We start from the raw sequence: 19,586 nt of genomic DNA, 5'->3' as shown, positions 1-19,586 counted from the left end.
GGGCCTCAGCGCTGATCCGGCGCGGGGCGCTGGTCGGGGTCACCGGCAGCCGCCGGGGAAGCGTCCGGGTCGGACGCCTCGGGAGCCTCGGAACCGTCGGTCGTGGCGTCGGTGGCCGCGGCCGGAGCCTCGTCCACCGGAACCGCGTCCGCCGGGACCTCGGCTGCCGGAGCCTCGTCCGTCGCGGCGTCGTCGGCCGCCGGAGCGTCCGCGGCCGCCGCGGACGCGGCCGTCTCGGCCTCGGTCTCGGTCTCGGTCTCGGCCTCCGCCGGAGCGGGGCCCGCCTGCGCGATCGGCTCGGAGGCGACCTCGGCCGGGTCGACGTCGACCGGCTGCTCGGCGGTGGCCGGCAGGACGGTGGTGGTCCCGGTGCGGGTGGCCTCCACCTCGACCCGGGCCGCCTCCGCGCCGCCGAACAGGCGCGGCAGGGTGGCGGTGTGCGCCTCGCGCAGCTCGTCGAGGCCGATCCGGAACTGGCCGTGCACCTCCAGGGCGCCGCCGGCCGGGTCGGTGACCCCGATGAACTCCCACGGCACCCCGCGCTCGGCGCAGAGGGCGGTGAACGCCTTCTCGTGCCCGCGCGGCACCGACACCAGCACGCGGCCGGCGGACTCGCTGAACAGGAACACGAACGGCATCGAACCGCCGGCGAAGTGCTCCGGCAGCACGACCCGGGCACCGACCCCGCGCCGCAGGCTGGACTCGACCAGGCTCTGGGCGAGACCACCGTCGGAGAGGTCGTGCGCGGAGCTGAGGTGCCCGACCCGGGCCGCGTCGGCGAGCAGCTCGGCGAGCTGCCGCTCGCGGGCCAGGTCGACCTGCGGCGGGATGCCGCCCAGGTGCTCGTGCGTCACCCAGGCCCACTCCGAGCCGGAGAGCTCGACGTGCGTCTCGCCCAGCAGGAAGAGCTGGTCGTGGTCGCCGGCCGGCCGCGGCACGAAGCCCATCGGCACCCGGTCGGCGACGTTGTCGAGCACACCCAGCACGCCGACCACGGGGGTCGGGTGGATGGCCGCCGCGCCGGTCTGGTTGTAGAAGCTGACGTTGCCGCCGGTCACCGGGATGCCCAGCTCCAGGCAGCCGTCCGCCAGGCCGCGCACGGCCTCGGCGAACTGCCACATGACGCCCGGGTCCTCCGGGGACCCGAAGTTGAGGCAGTTGGTCACGGCGATCGGCTTCGCGCCGGTCACCGCCACGTTCCGGTACGCCTCGGCCAGCGCGAGCTTCGTCCCGTGGTAGGGGTCGAGGCGCGCGTACCGGCCGTTGCCGTCGACGGAGAGGGCGACGCCGAGGCCGGTCCGCTCGTCGATCCGGATCACGCCGGAGTCCTCCGGCTGGGCCAGCACGGTGTTGCCCAGCACGTACCGGTCGTACTGCTCGGTGACCCAGGTCTTGTCGGCCAGGTTCGGCGACGCGATCATGCGGAGCAGGGTCTCCCGGAGCGCCTCCGGGTTGCTCGGCCGGGGCAGCGTCTCGGCCCGGTCGGCCTGGAGCAGGATCAGGTCGGCCGGCTCGCGCATCGGGCGCGCGTAGACCGGGCCGTCGTCGACCAGCGAGCCCGGCGGCACGTCCACCACCAGCTGGTCGCGCCAGGTGATCAGCAGGCGGCCGGGCTGGCCGTCCGGCGACGGCGGGGTGACCTCGCCGATGGCGGTGGCGAGCACGCCCCACTTCTCGGCGGTCTTGAGCACCGCCTCCAGCTTGTCCGGCGCCACCACCAGCAGCATCCGCTCCTGGGACTCGCTGGCGAGGATCTCGTGCGGCTCCATCGAGGGCTCGCGCAGCGGCACCCGCTCCAGCCAGACCCGCATGCCGGTGCCGGCCGCGGCGGCAGTCTCGGTGAGCGCGCAGGTCAGACCGGCGCCGCCGAGGTCCTGGATGCCGACGACCAGCTCGGCGTCGTACAGCTCGAGGCACGACTCGATGAGCAGCTTCTCGATGAACGGGTCACCCACCTGCACGGCCGGGCGGCGCTGCTCGCTGCCCTCGTCGAAGGTGGCGCTGGCCAGCACCGACACGCCGCCGATGCCGTCCCGGCCGGTCTTGGCGCCCATCAGCACCACGACGTTGCCGGGGCCGGCGGCCTCCTTCTTCTGCAGCCGGTCGACCGGCAGCACGCCGAGGCAGAGCGCGTTGACCAGCGGGTTGCCCTGGTAGCAGGGGTCGAAGACCACCTCACCGCCGATGTTGGGCAGGCCGAGGCAGTTGCCGTAGCCGCCGACGCCGGCCACCACGCCGGGCAGCACGCGGGCGGTGTCCGGGTGGTCGGCCGCGCCGAAGCGCAGCGGGTCCATCACGGCGACCGGGCGGGCGCCCATGGCGAGGATGTCCCGGACGATGCCGCCGACGCCGGTCGCCGCGCCCTGGTACGGCTCGACGAAGCTCGGGTGGTTGTGCGACTCGACCTTGAAGGTCACCGCCAGCTCGTCGGAGACCTGGACCACGCCGGCGTTCTCGCCGATGCCGGCCAGCAGCCGGTCGCTCGGCGGGGCCTTCTCGCCGAACTGGCGCAGGTGCACCTTGCTCGACTTGTAGGAGCAGTGCTCGCTCCACATGATCGAGTACATGGCCAGCTCGGCCTGGGTGGGCCGGCGGCCGAGGATGTGCCGGATCCGGTCGTACTCGTCGTCGCGGAGGCCCAGCTCGGCGTACGGCTGGAGTTCCTCGGGGCTGTCGGCGGCCCGGGGCACGGTGTCCACGCCGAGGGCCCAGTCGTCGGCCGGGCCGGCCTGCGGCACCACGCCCGGCGTCTCCCGCAGGGCCGGGTCCGGATGGGTGGTCATGACCTCTCCTCGCTGCGCTCGCCGCCGTGGCGGCGGGTGGGCCGACCGATGATCCCGCCGCGTACGGTCACCGGGCCGACCTTCGTTCGCGACTGCGGGGCTCGCAGACCCGGCTCACTCCTCACGCTCACGCCGGGGCCCCCACCAGGTGCTTGAGCACCGAGGTGAAGAAGCCGAGACCGTCCAGGGAGGGGCCGGTGAGCGCCTCCACCGCGTGCTCGGGGTGCGGCATGATGCCGACCACGTTGCCGGCCTCGTTGGTGATCGCGGCGATGTCGCGCTGCGATCCGTTGGGGTTGCCGCCGACGTAGCGGGCGACGACGCGGCCCTCGGCCTCCAGCCGGTCCAGCGTCGCCGGGTCGGCGACGTAGCAACCCTCGCCGTTCTTGACCGGGACGAGCACCTCCTGGCCCGGCTGGAACGCGTTGGTCCAGGCGGTGCCGACGGCCTCGATCCGGAGGACCTGGTCGCGGTTGCGGAAGTGCAGGTGCTGGTTGCGCGTCAGCGCGCCGGGCAGCAGGTGGGCCTCGCAGAGGATCTGGAAGCCGTTGCAGATGCCGAGCACCGGAAGGCCGCCGCGGGCGGCGTCGACGATCGTCCCCATCACCGGGGCGAACCGGGCGATCGCGCCGCAGCGCAGGTAGTCGCCGTAGGAGAAGCCGCCGGGCAGGACGACCGCGTCCACTCCGTGCAGGTCCGGGTCGCCGTGCCAGAGCCGGACCGGTTCGGTGCCGGCGATCCGGACGGCCCGGGCCGCGTCTCCGTCGTCGAGCGAGCCGGGGAACGTCACCACACCGACCCGGGCGGTCACGAGCGCGCGTCCGCGGTCTCGTCGGCCTCGACCAGGCGGACGGTGAAGTCCTCGATGACCGGGTTGGCGAGCAGCTTGTCGGCGATCTCCCGAGCCCGGTCCAGGTCCGGTTCACCGGTGAACTCGATCTCGATCCGCCTGCCGATCCGGACCGAGGCGACGTCGCTGACGCCGAGCCGGGGCAGCGCGTTTGCGACGGCCTGGCCCTGAGGATCGAGGATCTCGGGCTTGAGCATGACGTCGACGACGACGCGAGGCACGGGGCACTCCTGACTGTGTACGCAGTTGGGTGCCGGCCCACAACGGGCGAGCGCAGCCAGCCTACCTGGCAGATACCGTCCCGCCCGCACCGGCCGGGGCCGGGTCAGGCAGTGATCGGCGTGACCGCCCGCCGGAACGGAGGGCCGATGCGCGTTCGTTGCGGCGTCGATATGAATTCGTTGCCCGGCGCGGCGGCCGGGCTCGGGCGGCAGGCCTTTCACCAGGCATTTTGCCGCAGATCTCCGGCGGTCGGACCGGTTTCCGACAGGCGGGGCGGCCGACCGGCCGGAGCCAATCCTCAACATCGCTCGATTTCGATTCAACACTTGTGACGAACATCGGCCCGCCCTTAGCATGCATCGTCGGACGTCGATTAGTTCATCGACTCCCGCCGCTGGAACCACCCCGACCGGCGGCACCACCACCGGCCCGGCGATCCCGGGCAACCGCCGCAGAAGGAGTCCCCGACATGCGTCTCCGTCCCCTGCTCGCCGTGCTGACCACCGCCCTCGCCGGCGTGCTGGCCACCGCCTCGGGCGCCGCCGCCGCACCGGCCGGCCCGCAGCCGATCATCGGCGGCGGCACCGTCTCCTCCGCGCCGTGGGCCGCCGCCGTGTTCAGCAACGGCTCGTTCACCTGCTCCGGCAGCGTGATCGCCTCCCAGTGGGTGCTCACCGCCCGGCACTGCGTCAGCGGCTCCATGTCGGTCCGGGTCGGCAGCGTCTACCGCTCCTCGGGTGGCGTGACCCGCACCGTCTCCGCCTCCTACACCCGCTACGACCTGGCGCTGCTCCGGCTCTCCAGCGCGGTCAGCACCTCCGCCGTGACGCTGGCCAGCAGCAACCCGCCGGTCGGCTCGACCAACTCGATCTACGGCTGGGGCATGACCTGCTACAGCGGCTGCTCGGCGTCGAGCCAGCTCAAGACCGCGACCGTCCAGGTGACCAGCAACAACGCCACCGACGCGTACGGCGGGCAGGCCATCCGCAGCACGGAGATCAGCGGCAACGCCTGGAAGGGCGACTCGGGCGGCCCGCAGTTCTACAACGGCCGGCAGGTGGGAGTCGCCTCCACCGCCGACGGCGTGAGCATCCAGAACTACGGCAGTGTCGCGTACAACCGGTCCTGGATCACCTCGGTGGCCGGTGTCTGACGGTTAGCGCCGGTGCGGCGCGGATTGGTCGGTGCCACCCCGACCGTCCGCGCCGCGCCGTTTTGCAGCATCCGATCAGGTGAACACGGCTCACGAACCGGCCGCCCGACGGCTGACAGCATCGGAACCGTGCTGGTCGTGACGACGGATCAACTGCCCGGCTACGAGATCCGCCAGATCCTCGGCGAAGTGGTCTCCTCGATGGCGCGGACCCGCAACCCGTACCGCGAGGGGGTCAAGAACCTGCGGGGTGGCGCCTACGACCCCATGGCGCCGGACAACCTCACCCGCTGGCGCACCGACTCGGTGGCCCGGCTCGGCGAGGAGGCCATGCGGCTCGGCGCGAACGCGGTGATCGGCATGCGCTTCGACAGCCGGGACTGCGGCGAGATGTGGATGGAGATCTGCGCGTACGGGACAGCGGTGATCGTCGTACCCAAGACGCCCGACGTCATGCCGCCCGACCAGCCCATGATCGCGGCCGAGACCGCCCACGAGCCGGAGATCGCCGCCGCCCCCGGTGGCATCGCCGAACCGGCCAGCGCCCCCAACCTCCGAACCGCCGCCGAGACCCCCACCCGCGACTCCTGACCCCGGTCAGAGGATGGGGGGCGGGGAGTAGGCGGCGGCTTCGGGGTGAGCCTCCACGATCTTGGCGATGCGGGCGGTCACCCGGTCGACCTGGGCGCCGGCGGCGCCGACGAAGGCGTTGCGGTCGGCGACCAGGGCGTCGATCTCGGCCCGGCTCAGGCCCAGCCGGCCGTCGGCGGCGAGGCGGTCGAAGAGGTCGTTCTCGGCGGCGCCCTTCTCCCGCATGGCCAGCGCCACGGCGACCGCGTGCTCCTTGATCACCTCGTGTGCGACCTCCCGGCCGACGCCCCGGCGCACCGCCGCCACCAGGATCTTGGTGGTGGCCAGGAAGGGCAGGAAGCGCTCCAGCTCCCGGTTGATCACCGCCGGGTACGGGCCGAACTCGTCGAGCACGGTGAGGAAGGTCTGGAACAGCCCGTCGGCGGCGAAGAAGGCGTCCGGCAGGGCCACCCGGCGGACCACCGAGCAGGAGACGTCCCCCTCGTTCCACTGGTCGCCGGCCAGCTCGCCGACCATCGACAGGTAGCCCCGGATGATCACCGCGAAGCCGTTCACCCGCTCCGACGAGCGGGTGTTCATCTTGTGCGGCATGGCGCTGGAGCCCACCTGGCCGGGCTTGAAGCCCTCGGTGACCAACTCCTGGCCGACCATCAACCGGATCGTGGTGGCCAGCGACGACGGCGCGGCGGCGACCTGGGCCAGCGCGGAGAGCACGTCGAAGTCCAGCGAACGCGGATAGACCTGGCCGACGCTGTCCAGCACCCGGGCGAAGCCGAGGTGCTCGGCGACCCGGCGCTCCAGCTCGGCCACCTTGCCGGCATCGCCGTCGAAGAGGTCGAGCTGGTCGGCGGCGGTGCCCACCGGTCCCTTGATGCCGCGCAGCGGGTAGCGGTCGATGAGGTCCGTCAGCCGCTCGTACGCGATCAGCAGCTCCTCCGCCGCGGAGGCGAAGCGCTTGCCCAGCGTGGTGGCCTGCGCGGCAACGTTGTGCGACCGGCCGGTCATCACCAGGCCGGAGTACTCGTGGGCGTGCCAGGCCAGCCGGACCAGGGTGGCGACCACCCGGTCCCGGATCAGCTCCAGCGAGGCCCGCACCTGGAGCTGCTCGACGTTCTCGGTCAGGTCGCGAGAGGTCATCCCCTTGTGCACGTGCTCGTGGCCGGCGAGGGCACTGAACTCCTCGATCCGGGCCTTCACGTCATGCCGCGTGACCCGCTCGCGCTCCGCGATCGAGGCCAGGTCCACGTCGTCGACCACCCGCTCGTACGCCTCGACCACCCCGTCCGGCACCGGCACGCCGAGGTCCCGCTGGGCCCTGAGCACGGCGAGCCAGAGCCGCCGCTCCATGCGTACCTTCTCCTCCGGCGACCAGAGGGCGACCAGCTCGGGCGAGGCGTAACGGTTGGCGAGCACGTTCGGGATCGTCACGGCCCCATTCTCCCGTACCCGCCGGCCGGCACTCCGGCCGGCCCACGAGCCGGATCAGGCGGGAGCGGGGCGGCCGGTGAGGGCGCGGTACAGCCCGGCGCAGGCGTCCTCCTCGGTGTCGAAGCGCTGGCGGACGTCGTGCACGCCGCGCTCGTAGAGGCCGATCTCCCAGCCACCGTCCTTGGCGTGGCGGAGGAACCAGAAGTCGGGCGGGACCGGCACGTGCTCGTGCACGCCCTCCAGCTCGAAGGCGTCCGGCGACAGCCCCGCCGCCAGCAGGGCCCCGCGTACCTGGTGCCGATCCACTCCGGGCCTCCCCTCGACGGCTCAGCGACGTCCGCGCCACCGCACGGTGCCGGCCTGCGACAGGTACGCCGCGTCGAGCCTCATCGTGAGGGGTTTTCGCCGTGGCTGCGCGGTTTGACCGTTCAGCCACCTGATCGGGTCGTACCCGCGACGCCCGCCCGGCGCGAACCGGGCGGGCGTCGGTCGTTCGAGGACTCAACGGCCGGGCAGCGTGACCGTCGGGTCGAGGGCGATCCCCAGCTGCTGCGTCGCGGTGAGGGTGAATTTGCCCTCCACGTTCGCGGCGAGCGTCACCCTCAGCCACGTGCCGTCGCCACGCCGCACCTCGATCTCCCGCTGCGCGGCGACACCGTCGGCGCGTCGGGTCGTGGTGGTGCGGCGCCGCTCGCCGCGCGGGCCCGTGCCCACCTCGCAGGCCCGGGTCGGGGTGGGCTCGCCGCAGTCGAGGTCGCCCGCCGGAGCCGCGTCGCGCCGCCGGATGTCCACCGAGAGGAGCCCGGCCACCTTCTTCACCATGACCCGGCCGTAGCCCCAGTAGGTGTCCGTGGTGTTCCGGCTCTCGGCGCCCCGGTCACTCCAGCCCGCGCCCAGGTCGTTCGCGGTGAAGACCGGGCCCTCGCCCTCCGCGCCGGTGACGCCCGGGGCCTGCCGCTGTATCGCGGCGAGCACCCAACTGTCGACCAACTGCCGGCGGGCCCGGGTATCCCCGCGGAGCGGATCCGCGGCCACCGCGGCGATCGCCGGATCGAGCGCCAGGGCGGTCAACTGCGGGGCGGTGAGCGGCGGGTCCTCGTCCTCACCCCGGATCTGGACGATGATGACCACGCCGTCGGGCCGCTTCACGAACACGTCGTGGGACACGATGAATCCTGTCGGGCTCCGTCCAAAATGGGTGTCCGGGTTGCGTACGGAGCGGGTCAGGATCGTCTCGCCGGCAGGTCCGGTCGTGGTGGCGCATTGGTTCTTCTTCACCTGGTCGGAGGGGCAGGGCAGCAGCGGCCCCCAGTCCAGCGGGATGCCCACAATGAGGTAGCCGGCCCGGTCGCCGGAGCGGACCCGCCCCTGGCCCATGTAGCCGTCCGGGGTGTAGCCCCTTGTGCTCGCCCCGGAGTCCCAGACCCCCGAGCCCTCCCACGCGCCGTCCTGCCGTACCCATTCGAGGTCCGGCGCCACCCGGCCCATCGCCTCGAAGAGCGCCATGTCGGTGGGGGTGAACACCTGGTCCTGGCCCAGTGCTGGGGTACGCACCGTCGGACTCGGGCTCGGCGCCACCGGCGGCGCCGTACGCGGGTGGCCGCCGGCGACGGTCACGCCGACCGTGATCGCGCCGACCGTGGCGGCCGCTGCCGCGATCGCGGTGAGCCGGCGTAGCCGGAGCCGGCGGCGCTGCCGGGCGATGACCCGATCCAGGTCGATGGAGCTGGGCGGGATCTCGCCGACCGCCTCGTTGAAGATCGTCCGGTAGCTCACGCGCCCTCCCCACTCGCATCGATCGATGCCAGGGCGCGCAGGCTCTCCAGGCCCCGAGCAGCCTGGCTCTTCACCGTGCCCGCACTGACTCCCAGCGCCCGGGCGGTCTCCTCGACCGAGAGGTCGCAGTAGAAGCGCAGGACCACCACCGCCCGGCGACGGGCGGGAAGCTGCGCCAGCAGGTCGAGGAGCAGTTCCCGGTCGGCCAGCGTCACCTCCGGCAAGGCCGCCTCGGCCTGGTCGGGCACTTCGTCGGTGACCTTCTCCCGCCGCCACGGCCGGCGCCGCTCGTCCAGCCAGGCGTTGGTGAGCATGCCCCGGACGTACGCGTCGGCGTGCTCCATCGCGCGCACCCGCCGCCAGTGCCGGTAGAGCTTGCCGACGGTGATGGAGACCAGGTCGTCCGCCGTGTGCCAGTCCCGGCACAGCAGGTACGCGGTGACCCGCAACGGCTCCAACCGTGCGCTCACGAACTGCCGGTACTCGTCCTCGTCGGCCTGGTTCACCGAGGAGGCCCTTGCGTTCGTCTCATGCCTGGGGAACGGAGGCACCCGGCGCGCAGGTTGCCCCGGCCCCGGAAGTCGGCATCGATCGTTTCGCCCGGTCAGCGCTCCAGGATCGCGGTCACGCCCTGCCCGCCGGCCGCGCAGATGGAGATCAGGCCGCGCCCGCTCCCCTTCTGGTCGAGGAGCTTGGCCAGGGTCGCCACGATCCGTCCGCCGGTGGCCGCGAACGGGTGCCCGGCGGCCAGCGAGGAGCCGTTGACGTTGAGCCGGTCCCGGTCGATCGAACCGAGCGGGGCGTCCAGGCCGAGCCGTTCCTTGCAGAACTCCGGCGACTCCCAGGCGGCCAGGGTGGCCAGCACCTGCGAGGCGAACGCCTCGTGGATCTCGTAGTAGTCGAAGTCCTGGAGGGTCAGCCCGGCCCGGGCCAGCATGCGGGGCACCGCATAGGCGGGGGCCATGAGCAGGCCCTCGTCGCCGTGCACGAAGTCGACCGCCGCGGTCTCGGACCAGGAGAACCAGGCCAGTACGGGCAGGTGGTGCTCGCGCGCCCACTCCTCGGACGCCAGCAGCACGGTCGACGCGCCGTCGGTGAGCGGCGAGGAGTTGCCGGCTGTCATGGTGGCCCGCTCGGCGTCCGGACCCTTGGCGCCGAAGACCGGCTTGAGCGAGCCGAGCTTCTCCAGGCTGGTGTCCGCGCGGAGGTTCTGGTCGCGGGTGAGGCCCAGGTAGGGGGTCATGAGGTCGTCGAAGAATCCCTTGTCGTACGCGGCGGCGAGCCGCTGGTGCGAGCGGAGCGCCAACTCGTCCTGGGACTGCCGGTCGACGTTCCAGCGCAGCGCGGTCTTCGCGGCGTGCTCGCCCATCGACAGCCCGGTACGCGGCTCCGCGTTGCGCGGGACCTCCGGCTTGAACGGCTGGAGCGGGCGGAGCTTGGCGGCGATCTTCAGCCGCTCGCCGAGGGTCCGGGCGGAGTTGAGCTGGATCAGGGTCCGGCGCAGGTCCTCGTTGACCGCCAGCGGCGCGTCGGAGGTGGTGTCGACGCCGCCGGCGATGCCGACCTCGATCTGCCCGAGCGCGATCTTGTTGGCGACCAGGATGGCGGCCTCCAGCCCGGTGCCGCAGGCCTGCTGGATGTCGTACGCCGGGGTGTGCGGGTCGAGCCGGGAGCCGAGCACCACCTCGCGGGTGAGGTTGAAGTCCCGGGAGTGCTTGAGCACGGCGCCGGCCACCACCTCGCCGACCCGCTGCCCGGCCAGCCCGAACCGGGCGACCAGCCCGTCCAGCGCCGCGCCGAGCATGTCCGCGTTGGACGCGTGCGCGTAGCGCGAGTTGGACCGGGCGAAGGGGATGCGGTTGCCGCCGATCACCGCGACCCGCCGGACACTCTGCACGATCGGCCTCCTCGAAGCTGTTGCCCGAACCCTACTCGCCAGTAGGCTACGCCTATGACCGACAGGTACGCGAGCTTCGTCCAAACGGGGGCCGGCCGCGCGCTGGTCAAGCGCCTCGGGCTGCCCGACCCGCCTCGCCTGCGCCGGCACACGCCGGGCGACCCGCTCGTTCCCGGGCCGGTCCTGCTCGGCTCGTCGACCGGCGGCCGGCTCGCCGAGCCGGTGGGCAAGGTCCTGACCGCCGCCGGGGTCGAGCTGGTCGACCCGGCCGCCGCCACCGACGCCACCGCCCGCTTCGCGGCCCTGGTGTACGACGCCAGCGGCATCACCGACTCCACCGGCCTGCGCCAGCTCTACGACTTCTTCCACCCGCAGGCCCGGGCGCTGCTGCCCAGCGGCCGGGTGATCGTGCTGGGCACCCCGCCGGCCGAGTGCGGCTCGCCCCGGGAGGCGACCGCCCAGCGCGCGCTGGAGGGGCTGACCCGCAGCATCGGCAAGGAGTTCGGCCGGGGCGTGACCGCCCAGCTCGTCCACGTCACAAAGGACGGCGACGCCGGCACCCCGGTCAGCCTGGAGTCCACCCTGCGCTTCCTGCTCAGCGGCCGGTCCGCGTACGTCTCCGGCCAGGTGATCCGGGTCGGCGCCGGGACCGCCGCCGCGCCGGCCGACTGGGACCGGCCGCTGGACGGTCAGGTCGTCCTGGTCACCGGGGCGGCCCGGGGCATCGGCGCGGCGCTGGCCCGGGTGCTCGCCCGCGACGGCGCCACGGTCGTCGCGCTGGACATCCCGGCCGCCGGGGACGAGCTGGCCGCGGTCGCCAACGAGGTCGGCGGCAGCGCGGTGCAGCTCGACCTGACCGCGCCGGACGCGCCGACCCGGCTGGCCGAGCACCTGGCCAAGCGGCACGGCCGGGTCGACGTGGTGGTGCACAACGCCGGCATCACGCGGGACAAGACCCTCGGCCGGATGGACGCCGACCGCTGGGACTCGGTGATCGACGTGAACCTCTCCAGCCAGGAGCGGATCAACGACGTGCTGCTGGAGCGCGACCTGATCCCGGCCGGCGGCCGGATCGTCTCGGTCTCCTCGATCGCCGGCATCGCCGGTAACCGGGGCCAGACCAACTACGCGACCAGCAAGGCCGGCGTGATCGGCCTGGTCGACTCCCTCTCCCCAGTGCTGCGCGAGCGAGGCATCAGCCTCAACGCGGTAGCGCCCGGATTCATCGAGACCCGGCTGACCGCCCGCATCCCGCTGATGATCCGCGAGGCGGGCCGGCGCATGAACAGCATGGCGCAGGGCGGCCTGCCGGTGGACGTGGCCGAGACGATCGGCTGGCTGTCCTGGCCGGCGAGTGGCACGGTCAGCGGCAACGTGGTCCGGGTCTGCGGCCAGAGCCTGCTGGGGGCGTGATGGCGCGGCGGAAGCAGCGGCCGGAGAAGCCGGCCGAGGAGCTGTCGGTGCACGAGCTGATCGAGGGCCCGACCCAGGACCTCACCTCGGCCCGGGCGGCGCTCGCCGCCCGGGACGTCCCGGGCCCGCAGGTCGAGGCGACCCAGGACCTGTCCGCGCTGGCCGAGGACCGGACCCAGGACCTGTCCGCGCTCGTCGACGACCGCACCCACGACCTGTCGCGCGCGGCCGCGGCGGTCACGTCAGGCGGCGCGGCCACCCTGACCGCCCCGGAGCCCACCGGGCCGGCTGGGCGCCTGCGCATCGACCTGCCCCGGCTGCCGAAGCCGGGGGCGCTCTACCGGCGGGCCCTGCTCGGGGCGCTGCCCGGCATGGGCGGCCGGCGCCGGCAGGACGTGCCCGCGGTGGAGCTGGGCGTGACGGGGGTGACGGTCGACCCGGCCCACCTGGCCGACTACGACCGGGTCTGCGGTTTCCGGCTGGCCGACCGGCTGCCCGCCACGTACCTGCACGTGCTGGGCTTTCCGCTGTCGCTGCGGCTGATGACCGCGCCGGAGTTCCCCATCCCGCTGACCGGGGTGGTGCACGTGGCGAACCGGATCACCGTGCACCGGCCGGTCGAGGCTGGCCAGACGGTCGACTTCCACACGTACGCCGAGAACCTGCGCCCGCACGAGCGGGGCCGGCAGCTCGACGTGGTGCTGGTCGGCTCGGTCGACGGGGAGGAGGTCTGGCGGGGCGTCTCGACGTACCTCGGGCGGGAGCGCGCGGCGGCCGGCGGCCCGCGGCGCGACCGGGGTGACCGCCCGACCCCGCCGGCCGCCTCGGCGCACTGGCGGGTGACGCCCCGGGTGGGCACCGACTACGCCCGGGTCTCCGGCGACCACAACCCGATCCACACCTCGAAGCTGGGCGCGCGGCTGTTGGGCTTCCCGCGCCCGATCGCCCACGGCATGTGGAGCAAGGCCCGCTGCCTGGCCGCGTTGGAGAGCCGGCTGCCGGAGGCGTACACCGTGGACGTGGCGTTCAAACTGCCGGTGCCGCTGCCGTCCACGGTGGTCTTCGGCGCCACCGCCACCGGCGCGGACTGGGACTTCGCGCTGCACGACGCGCGGCAGGGGCGGCCGCACCTGGTGGGCACCGTCCGCTGAGGAAAGAGGGGGCTGGCGTCCCCTCTTTCATGGCCTAAGTTGTTCTCAGGTTGAGTTGTTCTCAAGATGAGAGAGACGGAACGCCGTGAACGAGCAGGACTTCCTCGCCGCGTACGACCCCCGGGACTATCCGGCGGTCGCCGTCACCGTCGACGTGGTCGCGCTGACCATCCGCGACGGCGCGCTGCACCTGCTGCTGATCCGCCGGGCCGCCCCGCCCTACGCCGGGCACTGGGCGCTGCCCGGCGGTTTCGTCCGACCCGACGAGGACCTGGCCGCCGGCGCCCGGCGCGAGCTGGCCGAGGAGACCGGGCTCGGCGGCGAGCGGCTGCGCCGGGTCCACCTGGAACAGCTCGCCACCTACGGCCAGCCCGACCGCGACCCCCGGATGCGGGTCGTCTCGGTCGCCCACCTGGCCTTCGCCCCCGACCTGCCCGATCCGGTCGCCGATACCGACGCCGACGACGCGATCTGGCTGCCGGTGACGGCGCTGACCAGCCGGCAGCTCGCCTTCGACCACGGCCAGATCATCGACGACGGCTTGGAGCGGGCCCGGTCCAAGCTGGAATACGCCCCGCTGGCCACCCGATTCCTGGAGCCCGAGTTCACCATCACCGAGCTGCGGGCGGTCTACGAGACGGTCTGGGGGCACCCGCTGCACGCCGGCAACTTCCACCGCAAGGTGCTCTCCGTGCCCGGCTTCGTGGAGAGCACCGGCGCCAGCACCGAACGCGGCGGCGCGCGCGGCGGCCCCCGGGCCAAGCTCTACCGGGCCGGCGACGCCCGGCTGCTCCACCCGGCGCTGCTGCGCCCCGCCCGGGAGGAGACGGTGCGGTGAGGACCGAGGAGGCGATCCGGCTGGTCACCGCCGCGCGCGGCGACACCGACCTGTTCGGCACCGACGCGCCCGCCCGCCGCTATCGGGAGCTGGTCACGGCTCTGCACCCCGACCGGCTCGACGCGGTCGACCCGGGGGTACGCGCCGCCGCCACCGACGCGTTCCAGACGGTGACCGCCCGCTGGCGGCGCGGTCGCGGCGCGGAACTCGGCGACTACACTGTGCGCCGGATCGCATACGTCGGGGACCTCGCCGACCTCTACGACGTCGGGCGGGACCGGCTGCTCAAGCTGCCCCGCGACCCGGCCGACAACGACCTGATGGCCCGCGAGGCGCGAGCCCTGCGGCTGATCGCCGAGCGGGGCGACCCGCGCCACCTGCCCTACGTGCCCCGGCTGGTCGACCACCTGCCCGCCCGCGACCCGGTGACCGGCGCGGAACGGCTGGTCAACGTGGTGGCCACGGCACCCGGGCTGCACAGCCTGGAGGAGGTGCGCCGGGCGTACCCGGACGGGCTGGACCCGCGCGACGCGGCCTGGATGTGGCGGCGGCTGCTGGTCGCCCTCGGCCTCGCCCACCGGGCCGGGGTGGTGCACGGCGCGGTGCTCCCCCGGCACGTGCTGATCGAGCCGGACGCGCACGGTGTGGTCCTGGTCGACTGGTGCTTCGCGGTGGTCGGCGAGGCCGCCGTCCCGGCGCTGGTGCCCGGCCACGAGGAGTGGTACCCGGCCGAGGTGACCGCGCGGCGACCGGCCGGCCCGGGCACCGACCTGGCCATGGCCGCGCGCTGCATGACCTGGCTGATGGCCGACCGGGCGCCGCGCGAGCTGCGCGCCTTCGCGGCCGGCTGCCGGCGCCCGGGGCTGGCCGCGCGCCCCGACGACGCCTGGCGGCTGCTCGGCGAACTCGACGAGGTGCTGGACCGCCTCTTCGGCCCCCGCACCTTCCGCCCCTTCACCCTCAATCCCTAGGGAGGCTGCCATGGGCAGCGGAATCTGGTCCACCGACGTGTACGACGCCGCCGACCGCTACCGGCGGGCCACCGGCGCCAGCGCCTTCTCCTACAGCGACAGCGGGGCGCGGACCGCGCACCCGGCGCTCGACCCGCGCGGCGCCGTCCGGGAGAGCCGCGACTCGGCCGAGCACCCGCGGTCGACGCCCATCGCGGTGCTCTTCGACGTGACCGGCTCGATGGGGCACGTGCCCCGGGTGCTCCAGAGCAAGCTGCCGCAGCTGCTCGGCCTGCTGCTCCGCCAGGGGTACGCCCGCGACCCGCAACTCCTGTTCGGCGCGATCGGCGACGCCACCTGCGACCGGGTGCCGTTGCAGGTCGGCCAGTTCGAGTCCGACAACCGGATGGACGACGACCTCGGCCGGATCGTGCTGGAGGGCGGCGGTGGCGGCCAGATGACCGAGTCGTACGAGCTGGCCCTGTACTTCATGGCCCGGCACACGGTCACCGACAGCTGGGCGAAGCGGGGCCGGCGCGGCTACCTGTTCATCATCGGCGACGAGCTGGCCTACCCCCGGGTGGACCGGCGGCAGGTGGCCCGGCTGATCGGCGACGACCTGCCCGAGGACGTGCCGCTGCGGCAGATCGTCGACGAGGTGACCCGGCGCTGGGACACCTACTACCTGCTCCCCGCCGGCAGCGCGCACGCGGGCAGCCGCAAGGTGCTCGACTTCTGGCGCGACCTGCTCGGGCAGCACGCCGTCGAGCTGGACGACCTGGACGCGGTCTGCGAGACCATCGCGCTCACCGTCGGCCTCGGCGAGCAGGCCATCGACCTGGACGCCGGGCTGCGCGACCTGGACCGGGCCGGCTCCACGGCCGGGCGGACCGTCTCCCGGGCGCTCGCCCGGCTGGGCGACGGCCGGCGCGGGGTGGCCACGCTGCCCTTCACCCCGACCGACGGCACCGGGGTCACCCGGCTGTGAACCACGTGATGGTGGTCGACCTCGGCTACGGCGACGCCGGCAAGGGCACCGTCGTCGACTGGCTCTGCGCGAGCCGGCCGGTGCACACGGTGGTCCGGTTCAACGGGGGCGCGCAGGCGGCGCACAACGTCGTGCTGCGCGACGGACGGCACCACACGTTCGCGCAGTTCGGCGCCGGGACGTTCCACCCCGGAGTCCGTACGCACCTGTCGCGGCACGTGGTGGTGGACCCGCTGGCGCTGGCCGCCGAGGCCGACCACCTCACGGCGGTCGGGGTGCCCGACGCGCTCGACCGGCTGACCGTGGACGGGGAGGCGCTGCTGGCCACCCCGTACCACCGGGCCGCCAACCGGGCGCGGGAGATCGCCCGGGGAGCCGACCGGCACGGCTCCTGCGGGCTGGGGGTGGGCGAGGCGGTCGCGTACGGCCTCGCCCACCCCGACGAGGCGCCCCGGGTGGCGGACTGTCACCGCCCGGCCGTGCTGCGCCGCCGGCTCACCGCGCTGCGCGACCGGCTCACCGCCGAACTCGGCCCGCTGGACGCCCCGCCGGTCGAGGACTGCCTGCCCGCGTACGCCGGGTTCGCCGACCGGGTGGCGATCGTCGACCGGGGATGGCTGGCCGGCGCGCTGCGGGCCGGGACCTGCGTCTTCGAGGGGGCGCAGGGGGTGCTGCTGGACGAGTGGCACGGCTTCCACCCGTACACGACGTGGAGCACCACCACCTTCGCCAACGCCGAGGCGCTGCTCGCCGAGGCCGGGCTGGCCGGCACCGCGCAGCGGCTCGGCGTGCTGCGGGTGACCACCACCCGGCACGGCCCCGGGCCGCTGGTCACCGAGGACCCGGCGCTGCCGTTCACCGACCCGCGCAACCCCACCAACCCCTGGCAGGGCCGGTTCCGGTTCGGCCACTTCGACGCGGTCGCCCACCGGTACGCGCTGGCGGTCGCGGGCGGGGTGGACGGGCTCGCCCTCACCCACCTCGACCTGGCCGGCCCGCGCCTGCGGATCTGCCGCCGCTACGACACCACCGACCGGCTCGCCCCCGGCCCGGCCGGCGACCTGGACCGCCAGGCCGCGCTCACCGCCCGGCTGCTCCGGGCCCGCCCGGTCCTCGACGAGGCGCCCACCGACTGGCCGGAAGCGGTGGCGGCCGAGCTGGGCGCGCCGGTGCTGCTCGCCTCGCACGGCCCGACCGCCGAGGACAAGCTCCCCGCCCTCGCTGGCGCCGTTTCCACTCCCCGCTGACACCCCACCACCGAGCATGAGGGCATGGGGGACGTGCTCGACCTGCTGCACCAGACGGTGACCTCGCCGTGGGTGTATCTGGTGATCATCGCGGTCACCGCGATCGACGCGTTCTTTCCGGCGGTGCCGGGCGAGACCGTGGCGATCACCGCCGGGGTCTTCGCGGCCGGCGGCGAGCCGAACGTGGTCGGGGTGATCGTGGCCGCCGCCTTCGGCGCGCTCCTCGGCGACCACATCTCCTACGCCATCGGGCGCGGCGGCGGCGCGCACCGGCTGGCCCGGCTGCCCGCCGACAGCCGGCGCCGGGCGAGCTCGGAGTGGGCCCGCCGGGCGGTCGACCGGCGCGGCGGCATCATCCTCACCACCGCCCGGTACGTCCCCGGCGGCCGGACCGCCGTCACCCTGACCATGGGCGCCGTCCGCTACCCGTTCCGCTCCTTCCTCATGTACGACGCGCTTGCCTGCGGCACCTGGGGGACCTACTGCGGACTGCTCGGCTACTTCGGAGGGCTGGCCTTCCAGCACAACCCGATCCAGGGACTGCTCGCCGGCGTGGGCCTCTCGGTGGCGGTCACCGGCCTGTTCGAGGTCGTCCGCTGGGCCCGCCGCCGCGCCCGCGCCCGCGCCACCGCACGCCGCTGACCGGGCACCTCGCGTCCGGGCGGATCAGCGCGGCGCGACGGTGCCCTCGCCCAGGTAGGCGGCAAGGCCCTCGGCGTCGTGCGCCAGGCCGTAGCCGCCGACCAGGAGACCGAAGTTGGCGAACGAGTGTCCCCCGATCAGCCAGGTGCCGGGCGAGGCGGCGAGGGCCTCCGCCAGCCGCCGCTGCCGGTCGGTCAAGGCCGTCGCCGGCGTGCCGGCGGGCAGCGGGCCGTCCGGGAACGCCAGCCGCAACGCCTGCTCGACCACGGGCAGCGCCGCGATGCCGGAGACGGCCGGAATCCGGGCCAGCAGGACGTCGAACCCCTGGTCCGCGTGCCGGGGACCGATCTGGCGCAGTGCCAGGCCGGCACACCCGGCGAGATCCCCGTTGAGGAAGGGCACCCCGGTCGGCCCCTCGGGCGCACCCGCGGCCCAGGTCATCAGCTCGTCCACGGTCGCCTGGTCCGCCGCCGCGCCGAGCCCCCGGGCGCGGCCGACCGCCGCCCCCCAGCGGACCGCCGGCCGGGGGTCGCTGAGCAGCGCAGTGCCGGGAGCGACGCCGAGCAGACCGGTCGCCGCCAGCGCGGTGCCGACCACGGGAGGGAGTTCGGTGTGCGGGTCGGCCGCCGCGACTGTCGCCAAGGCCGCGACGCTGCCCGCCGCGTCCTCAGGGAACCAGGCCAGCGCGTACGCCGCGCAAGCGCGCAGCGCCGGCTCCGGGCGGGTGAGCAGCGCACGGAAGAGGGGTACGCCCGCGCGCACCGCGTCGTAGGCGGCCAGCTCGACGTACGCGTACAGCCGTTCCTGGTCGGCCTCGCTGAGCGACTCGACGTAGGCGTAGTCGCCCTCGTCCTCGTCGTAGGCGTCGTCACCGGGGCGGGGCGCCGCCGCGAACAGGGCCTCCCCACCGGCCGCCCGCCGACGCCACTCGGCCACCGGCAGGCCGTCGGGCAGCCAGCTCTCGTCGTAGCCGATGGCGATCGCGACGAGGAGTTCCAGCAGCTCGGCAGGCTCCCCGGTGCCCGGGTCGGCGAGCAGCTCCAGCAGGAAGGGCACCGCGTACGCGGTCGCCTCGTAGCGGCTGCCCTGGTGGAAAATGTTGCCGTAGAGCTCGTATCGGGCGCGGGCCCGGTCGCCCGGGTCGGCCGAGGCGAGAGCGCGCAGTTGCCCCGGCACGTCCTCCGCCGGGCCGTACGCGTGGCTCAGCCGCGACCAGTCGATCTCGTCGATTCCGTTCAGCACAGGGCGATCATGGTGGTGCCCTCCGACAATTGCACTCCTCCAGCAGGTCGGCGTCGTGGACCAGGATGGCGAGCTGGACCCGGTTGGCCACGCCGAGCTTGGCCGAGCCGGTGGGCCACGTCGGCGTTCGCGTCACCCCGGGCCACCTCGCGGACGATCGCCGCCTCCCGGTCGGTGAGCCGGGCCAGCCGCTGCCGGGCGGCCTCCCGCCGGGCCGGGCCGCGCTCGGCGAACGAGCTGATCAACCGCGGGTGACCGTCGGGGCGAGCATGGCGTTGCCGGCCGCGACGGTCCGCACGGCGGCGGCGAGTTCCCGGGGTGGGGTTGCCTTGAGCAGGAAGCCGACCGCGCCGGCACGCAGCGCGGCGTGCACGTACTCGTCCCGGTCGAAGGTGGTGAGCATGACGACCTTCGG

At 74.1% G+C, this 19,586-nt stretch carries 20 protein-coding genes; 9 read left to right on the top strand and 11 right to left on the bottom strand.

The features are described from left to right. Positions 1–5 precede the first annotated feature (5 nt). From purL to purS, 3 genes are all read right to left on the bottom strand, one after another. On the bottom strand, positions 6–2,783 hold the full coding sequence (gene purL / locus ABZV78_RS00380) for a phosphoribosylformylglycinamidine synthase subunit PurL (protein ID WP_355634602.1): 2,778 nt from the start codon (positions 2,781–2,783) through the stop codon (positions 6–8). A 127-nt stretch (positions 2,784–2,910) separates the two neighbouring features. After that, positions 2,911–3,594, bottom strand: a complete 684-nt coding sequence (gene purQ, locus ABZV78_RS00375; protein WP_355634601.1) for a phosphoribosylformylglycinamidine synthase subunit PurQ — start codon at positions 3,592–3,594, stop codon at positions 2,911–2,913. Then, entirely contained in the window at positions 3,591–3,854 is a 264-nt protein-coding gene (gene purS, locus ABZV78_RS00370) for a phosphoribosylformylglycinamidine synthase subunit PurS (protein WP_030332194.1), read from the bottom strand. Before purS ends, purQ begins: the two co-directional genes overlap by 4 nt. A gap of 470 nt (positions 3,855–4,324) precedes the next feature. Here purS and ABZV78_RS00365 point away from each other — a divergent pair, with 470 nt between their 5' ends. Both ABZV78_RS00365 and ABZV78_RS00360 read left to right on the top strand, forming a co-directional pair. After that, entirely contained in the window at positions 4,325–5,008 is a 684-nt protein-coding gene (locus ABZV78_RS00365) for a trypsin-like serine protease (protein WP_355634600.1), read from the top strand. 24 nt (positions 5,009–5,032) lie between these two features. After that, entirely contained in the window at positions 5,033–5,599 is a 567-nt protein-coding gene (locus ABZV78_RS00360; protein WP_355634680.1) for a YbjQ family protein, read from the top strand. Between the two features lie 6 nt (positions 5,600–5,605). Here ABZV78_RS00360 and purB read toward each other — a convergent pair whose 3' ends face one another. The 5 genes from purB to ABZV78_RS00335 form a co-directional block, all read right to left on the bottom strand. Then, positions 5,606–7,027 (bottom strand): adenylosuccinate lyase, encoded by a 1,422-nt coding sequence (gene purB / locus ABZV78_RS00355; protein ID WP_355634599.1) that lies wholly within the window; start codon positions 7,025–7,027, stop codon positions 5,606–5,608. A 54-nt stretch (positions 7,028–7,081) separates the two neighbouring features. Continuing rightward, positions 7,082–7,333 (bottom strand): hypothetical protein, encoded by a 252-nt coding sequence (locus ABZV78_RS00350; protein WP_355634598.1) that lies wholly within the window; start codon positions 7,331–7,333, stop codon positions 7,082–7,084. A 195-nt stretch (positions 7,334–7,528) separates the two neighbouring features. After that, positions 7,529–8,803, bottom strand: a complete 1,275-nt coding sequence (locus ABZV78_RS00345) for a hypothetical protein (RefSeq protein ID WP_355634597.1) — start codon at positions 8,801–8,803, stop codon at positions 7,529–7,531. Beyond that, positions 8,800–9,309 carry a SigE family RNA polymerase sigma factor gene (locus ABZV78_RS00340; RefSeq protein WP_355634596.1) on the bottom strand — a complete coding sequence of 170 codons (510 nt, stop codon included), beginning with the start codon at positions 9,307–9,309 and terminating at the stop codon, positions 8,800–8,802. Before ABZV78_RS00340 ends, ABZV78_RS00345 begins: the two co-directional genes overlap by 4 nt. A 98-nt stretch (positions 9,310–9,407) precedes the next feature. Continuing rightward, positions 9,408–10,700, bottom strand: a complete 1,293-nt coding sequence (locus ABZV78_RS00335) for an acetyl-CoA C-acetyltransferase (protein WP_355634595.1) — start codon at positions 10,698–10,700, stop codon at positions 9,408–9,410. A 54-nt stretch (positions 10,701–10,754) separates the two neighbouring features. Here ABZV78_RS00335 and ABZV78_RS00330 point away from each other — a divergent pair, with 54 nt between their 5' ends. From ABZV78_RS00330 to ABZV78_RS00300, 7 genes are all read left to right on the top strand, one after another. Next, a complete protein-coding gene (locus ABZV78_RS00330) occupies positions 10,755–12,113 on the top strand; it encodes a 3-oxoacyl-ACP reductase (RefSeq protein WP_355634594.1) in 1,359 nt (452 codons plus the stop codon). A 260-nt stretch (positions 12,114–12,373) separates the two neighbouring features. Continuing rightward, positions 12,374–13,264 carry a MaoC/PaaZ C-terminal domain-containing protein gene (locus tag ABZV78_RS00325; RefSeq protein WP_355634679.1) on the top strand — a complete coding sequence of 297 codons (891 nt, stop codon included), beginning with the start codon at positions 12,374–12,376 and terminating at the stop codon, positions 13,262–13,264. Positions 13,265–13,349: 85 nt separating this feature from the next. Beyond that, positions 13,350–14,102 carry an NUDIX domain-containing protein gene (locus ABZV78_RS00320; RefSeq protein ID WP_355634593.1) on the top strand — a complete coding sequence of 251 codons (753 nt, stop codon included), beginning with the start codon at positions 13,350–13,352 and terminating at the stop codon, positions 14,100–14,102. Further along, positions 14,099–15,073 (top strand): serine/threonine protein kinase, encoded by a 975-nt coding sequence (locus tag ABZV78_RS00315; protein ID WP_355634592.1) that lies wholly within the window; start codon positions 14,099–14,101, stop codon positions 15,071–15,073. Before ABZV78_RS00320 ends, ABZV78_RS00315 begins: the two co-directional genes overlap by 4 nt. A gap of 10 nt (positions 15,074–15,083) precedes the next feature. Continuing rightward, a complete protein-coding gene (locus tag ABZV78_RS00310; protein WP_355634591.1) occupies positions 15,084–16,040 on the top strand; it encodes a hypothetical protein in 957 nt (318 codons plus the stop codon). Continuing rightward, a complete protein-coding gene (locus tag ABZV78_RS00305) occupies positions 16,037–17,287 on the top strand; it encodes an adenylosuccinate synthetase (RefSeq protein ID WP_355634590.1) in 1,251 nt (416 codons plus the stop codon). Before ABZV78_RS00310 ends, ABZV78_RS00305 begins: the two co-directional genes overlap by 4 nt. A 24-nt stretch (positions 17,288–17,311) precedes the next feature. Next, complete coding sequence (locus tag ABZV78_RS00300; RefSeq protein WP_355634589.1) at positions 17,312–17,929, top strand: DedA family protein; 618 nt, start codon at positions 17,312–17,314, stop codon at positions 17,927–17,929. A gap of 24 nt (positions 17,930–17,953) precedes the next feature. Here ABZV78_RS00300 and ABZV78_RS00295 read toward each other — a convergent pair whose 3' ends face one another. From ABZV78_RS00295 to ABZV78_RS00285, 3 genes are all read right to left on the bottom strand, one after another. Beyond that, a complete protein-coding gene (locus tag ABZV78_RS00295) occupies positions 17,954–19,171 on the bottom strand; it encodes a hypothetical protein (RefSeq protein WP_355634588.1) in 1,218 nt (405 codons plus the stop codon). A 7-nt stretch (positions 19,172–19,178) separates the two neighbouring features. Continuing rightward, the gene (locus ABZV78_RS00290; RefSeq protein WP_355634587.1) at positions 19,179–19,307 is read right to left on the bottom strand and encodes a hypothetical protein; all 129 of its coding nucleotides are present in this window, start codon (positions 19,305–19,307) and stop codon (positions 19,179–19,181) included. Between the two features lie 105 nt (positions 19,308–19,412). Further along, positions 19,413–19,574: a hypothetical protein gene (locus ABZV78_RS00285; RefSeq protein ID WP_355634586.1), complete on the bottom strand. Its 162-nt coding sequence runs from the start codon at positions 19,572–19,574 to the stop codon at positions 19,413–19,415. Positions 19,575–19,586: the final 12 nt, after the last annotated feature.

Source organism: Micromonospora sp. NPDC004540, from assembly GCF_040610095.1.
Classification (GTDB): domain Bacteria; phylum Actinomycetota; class Actinomycetes; order Mycobacteriales; family Micromonosporaceae; genus Micromonospora.
This window is presented reverse-complemented; position numbering and strand designations above follow the sequence as displayed.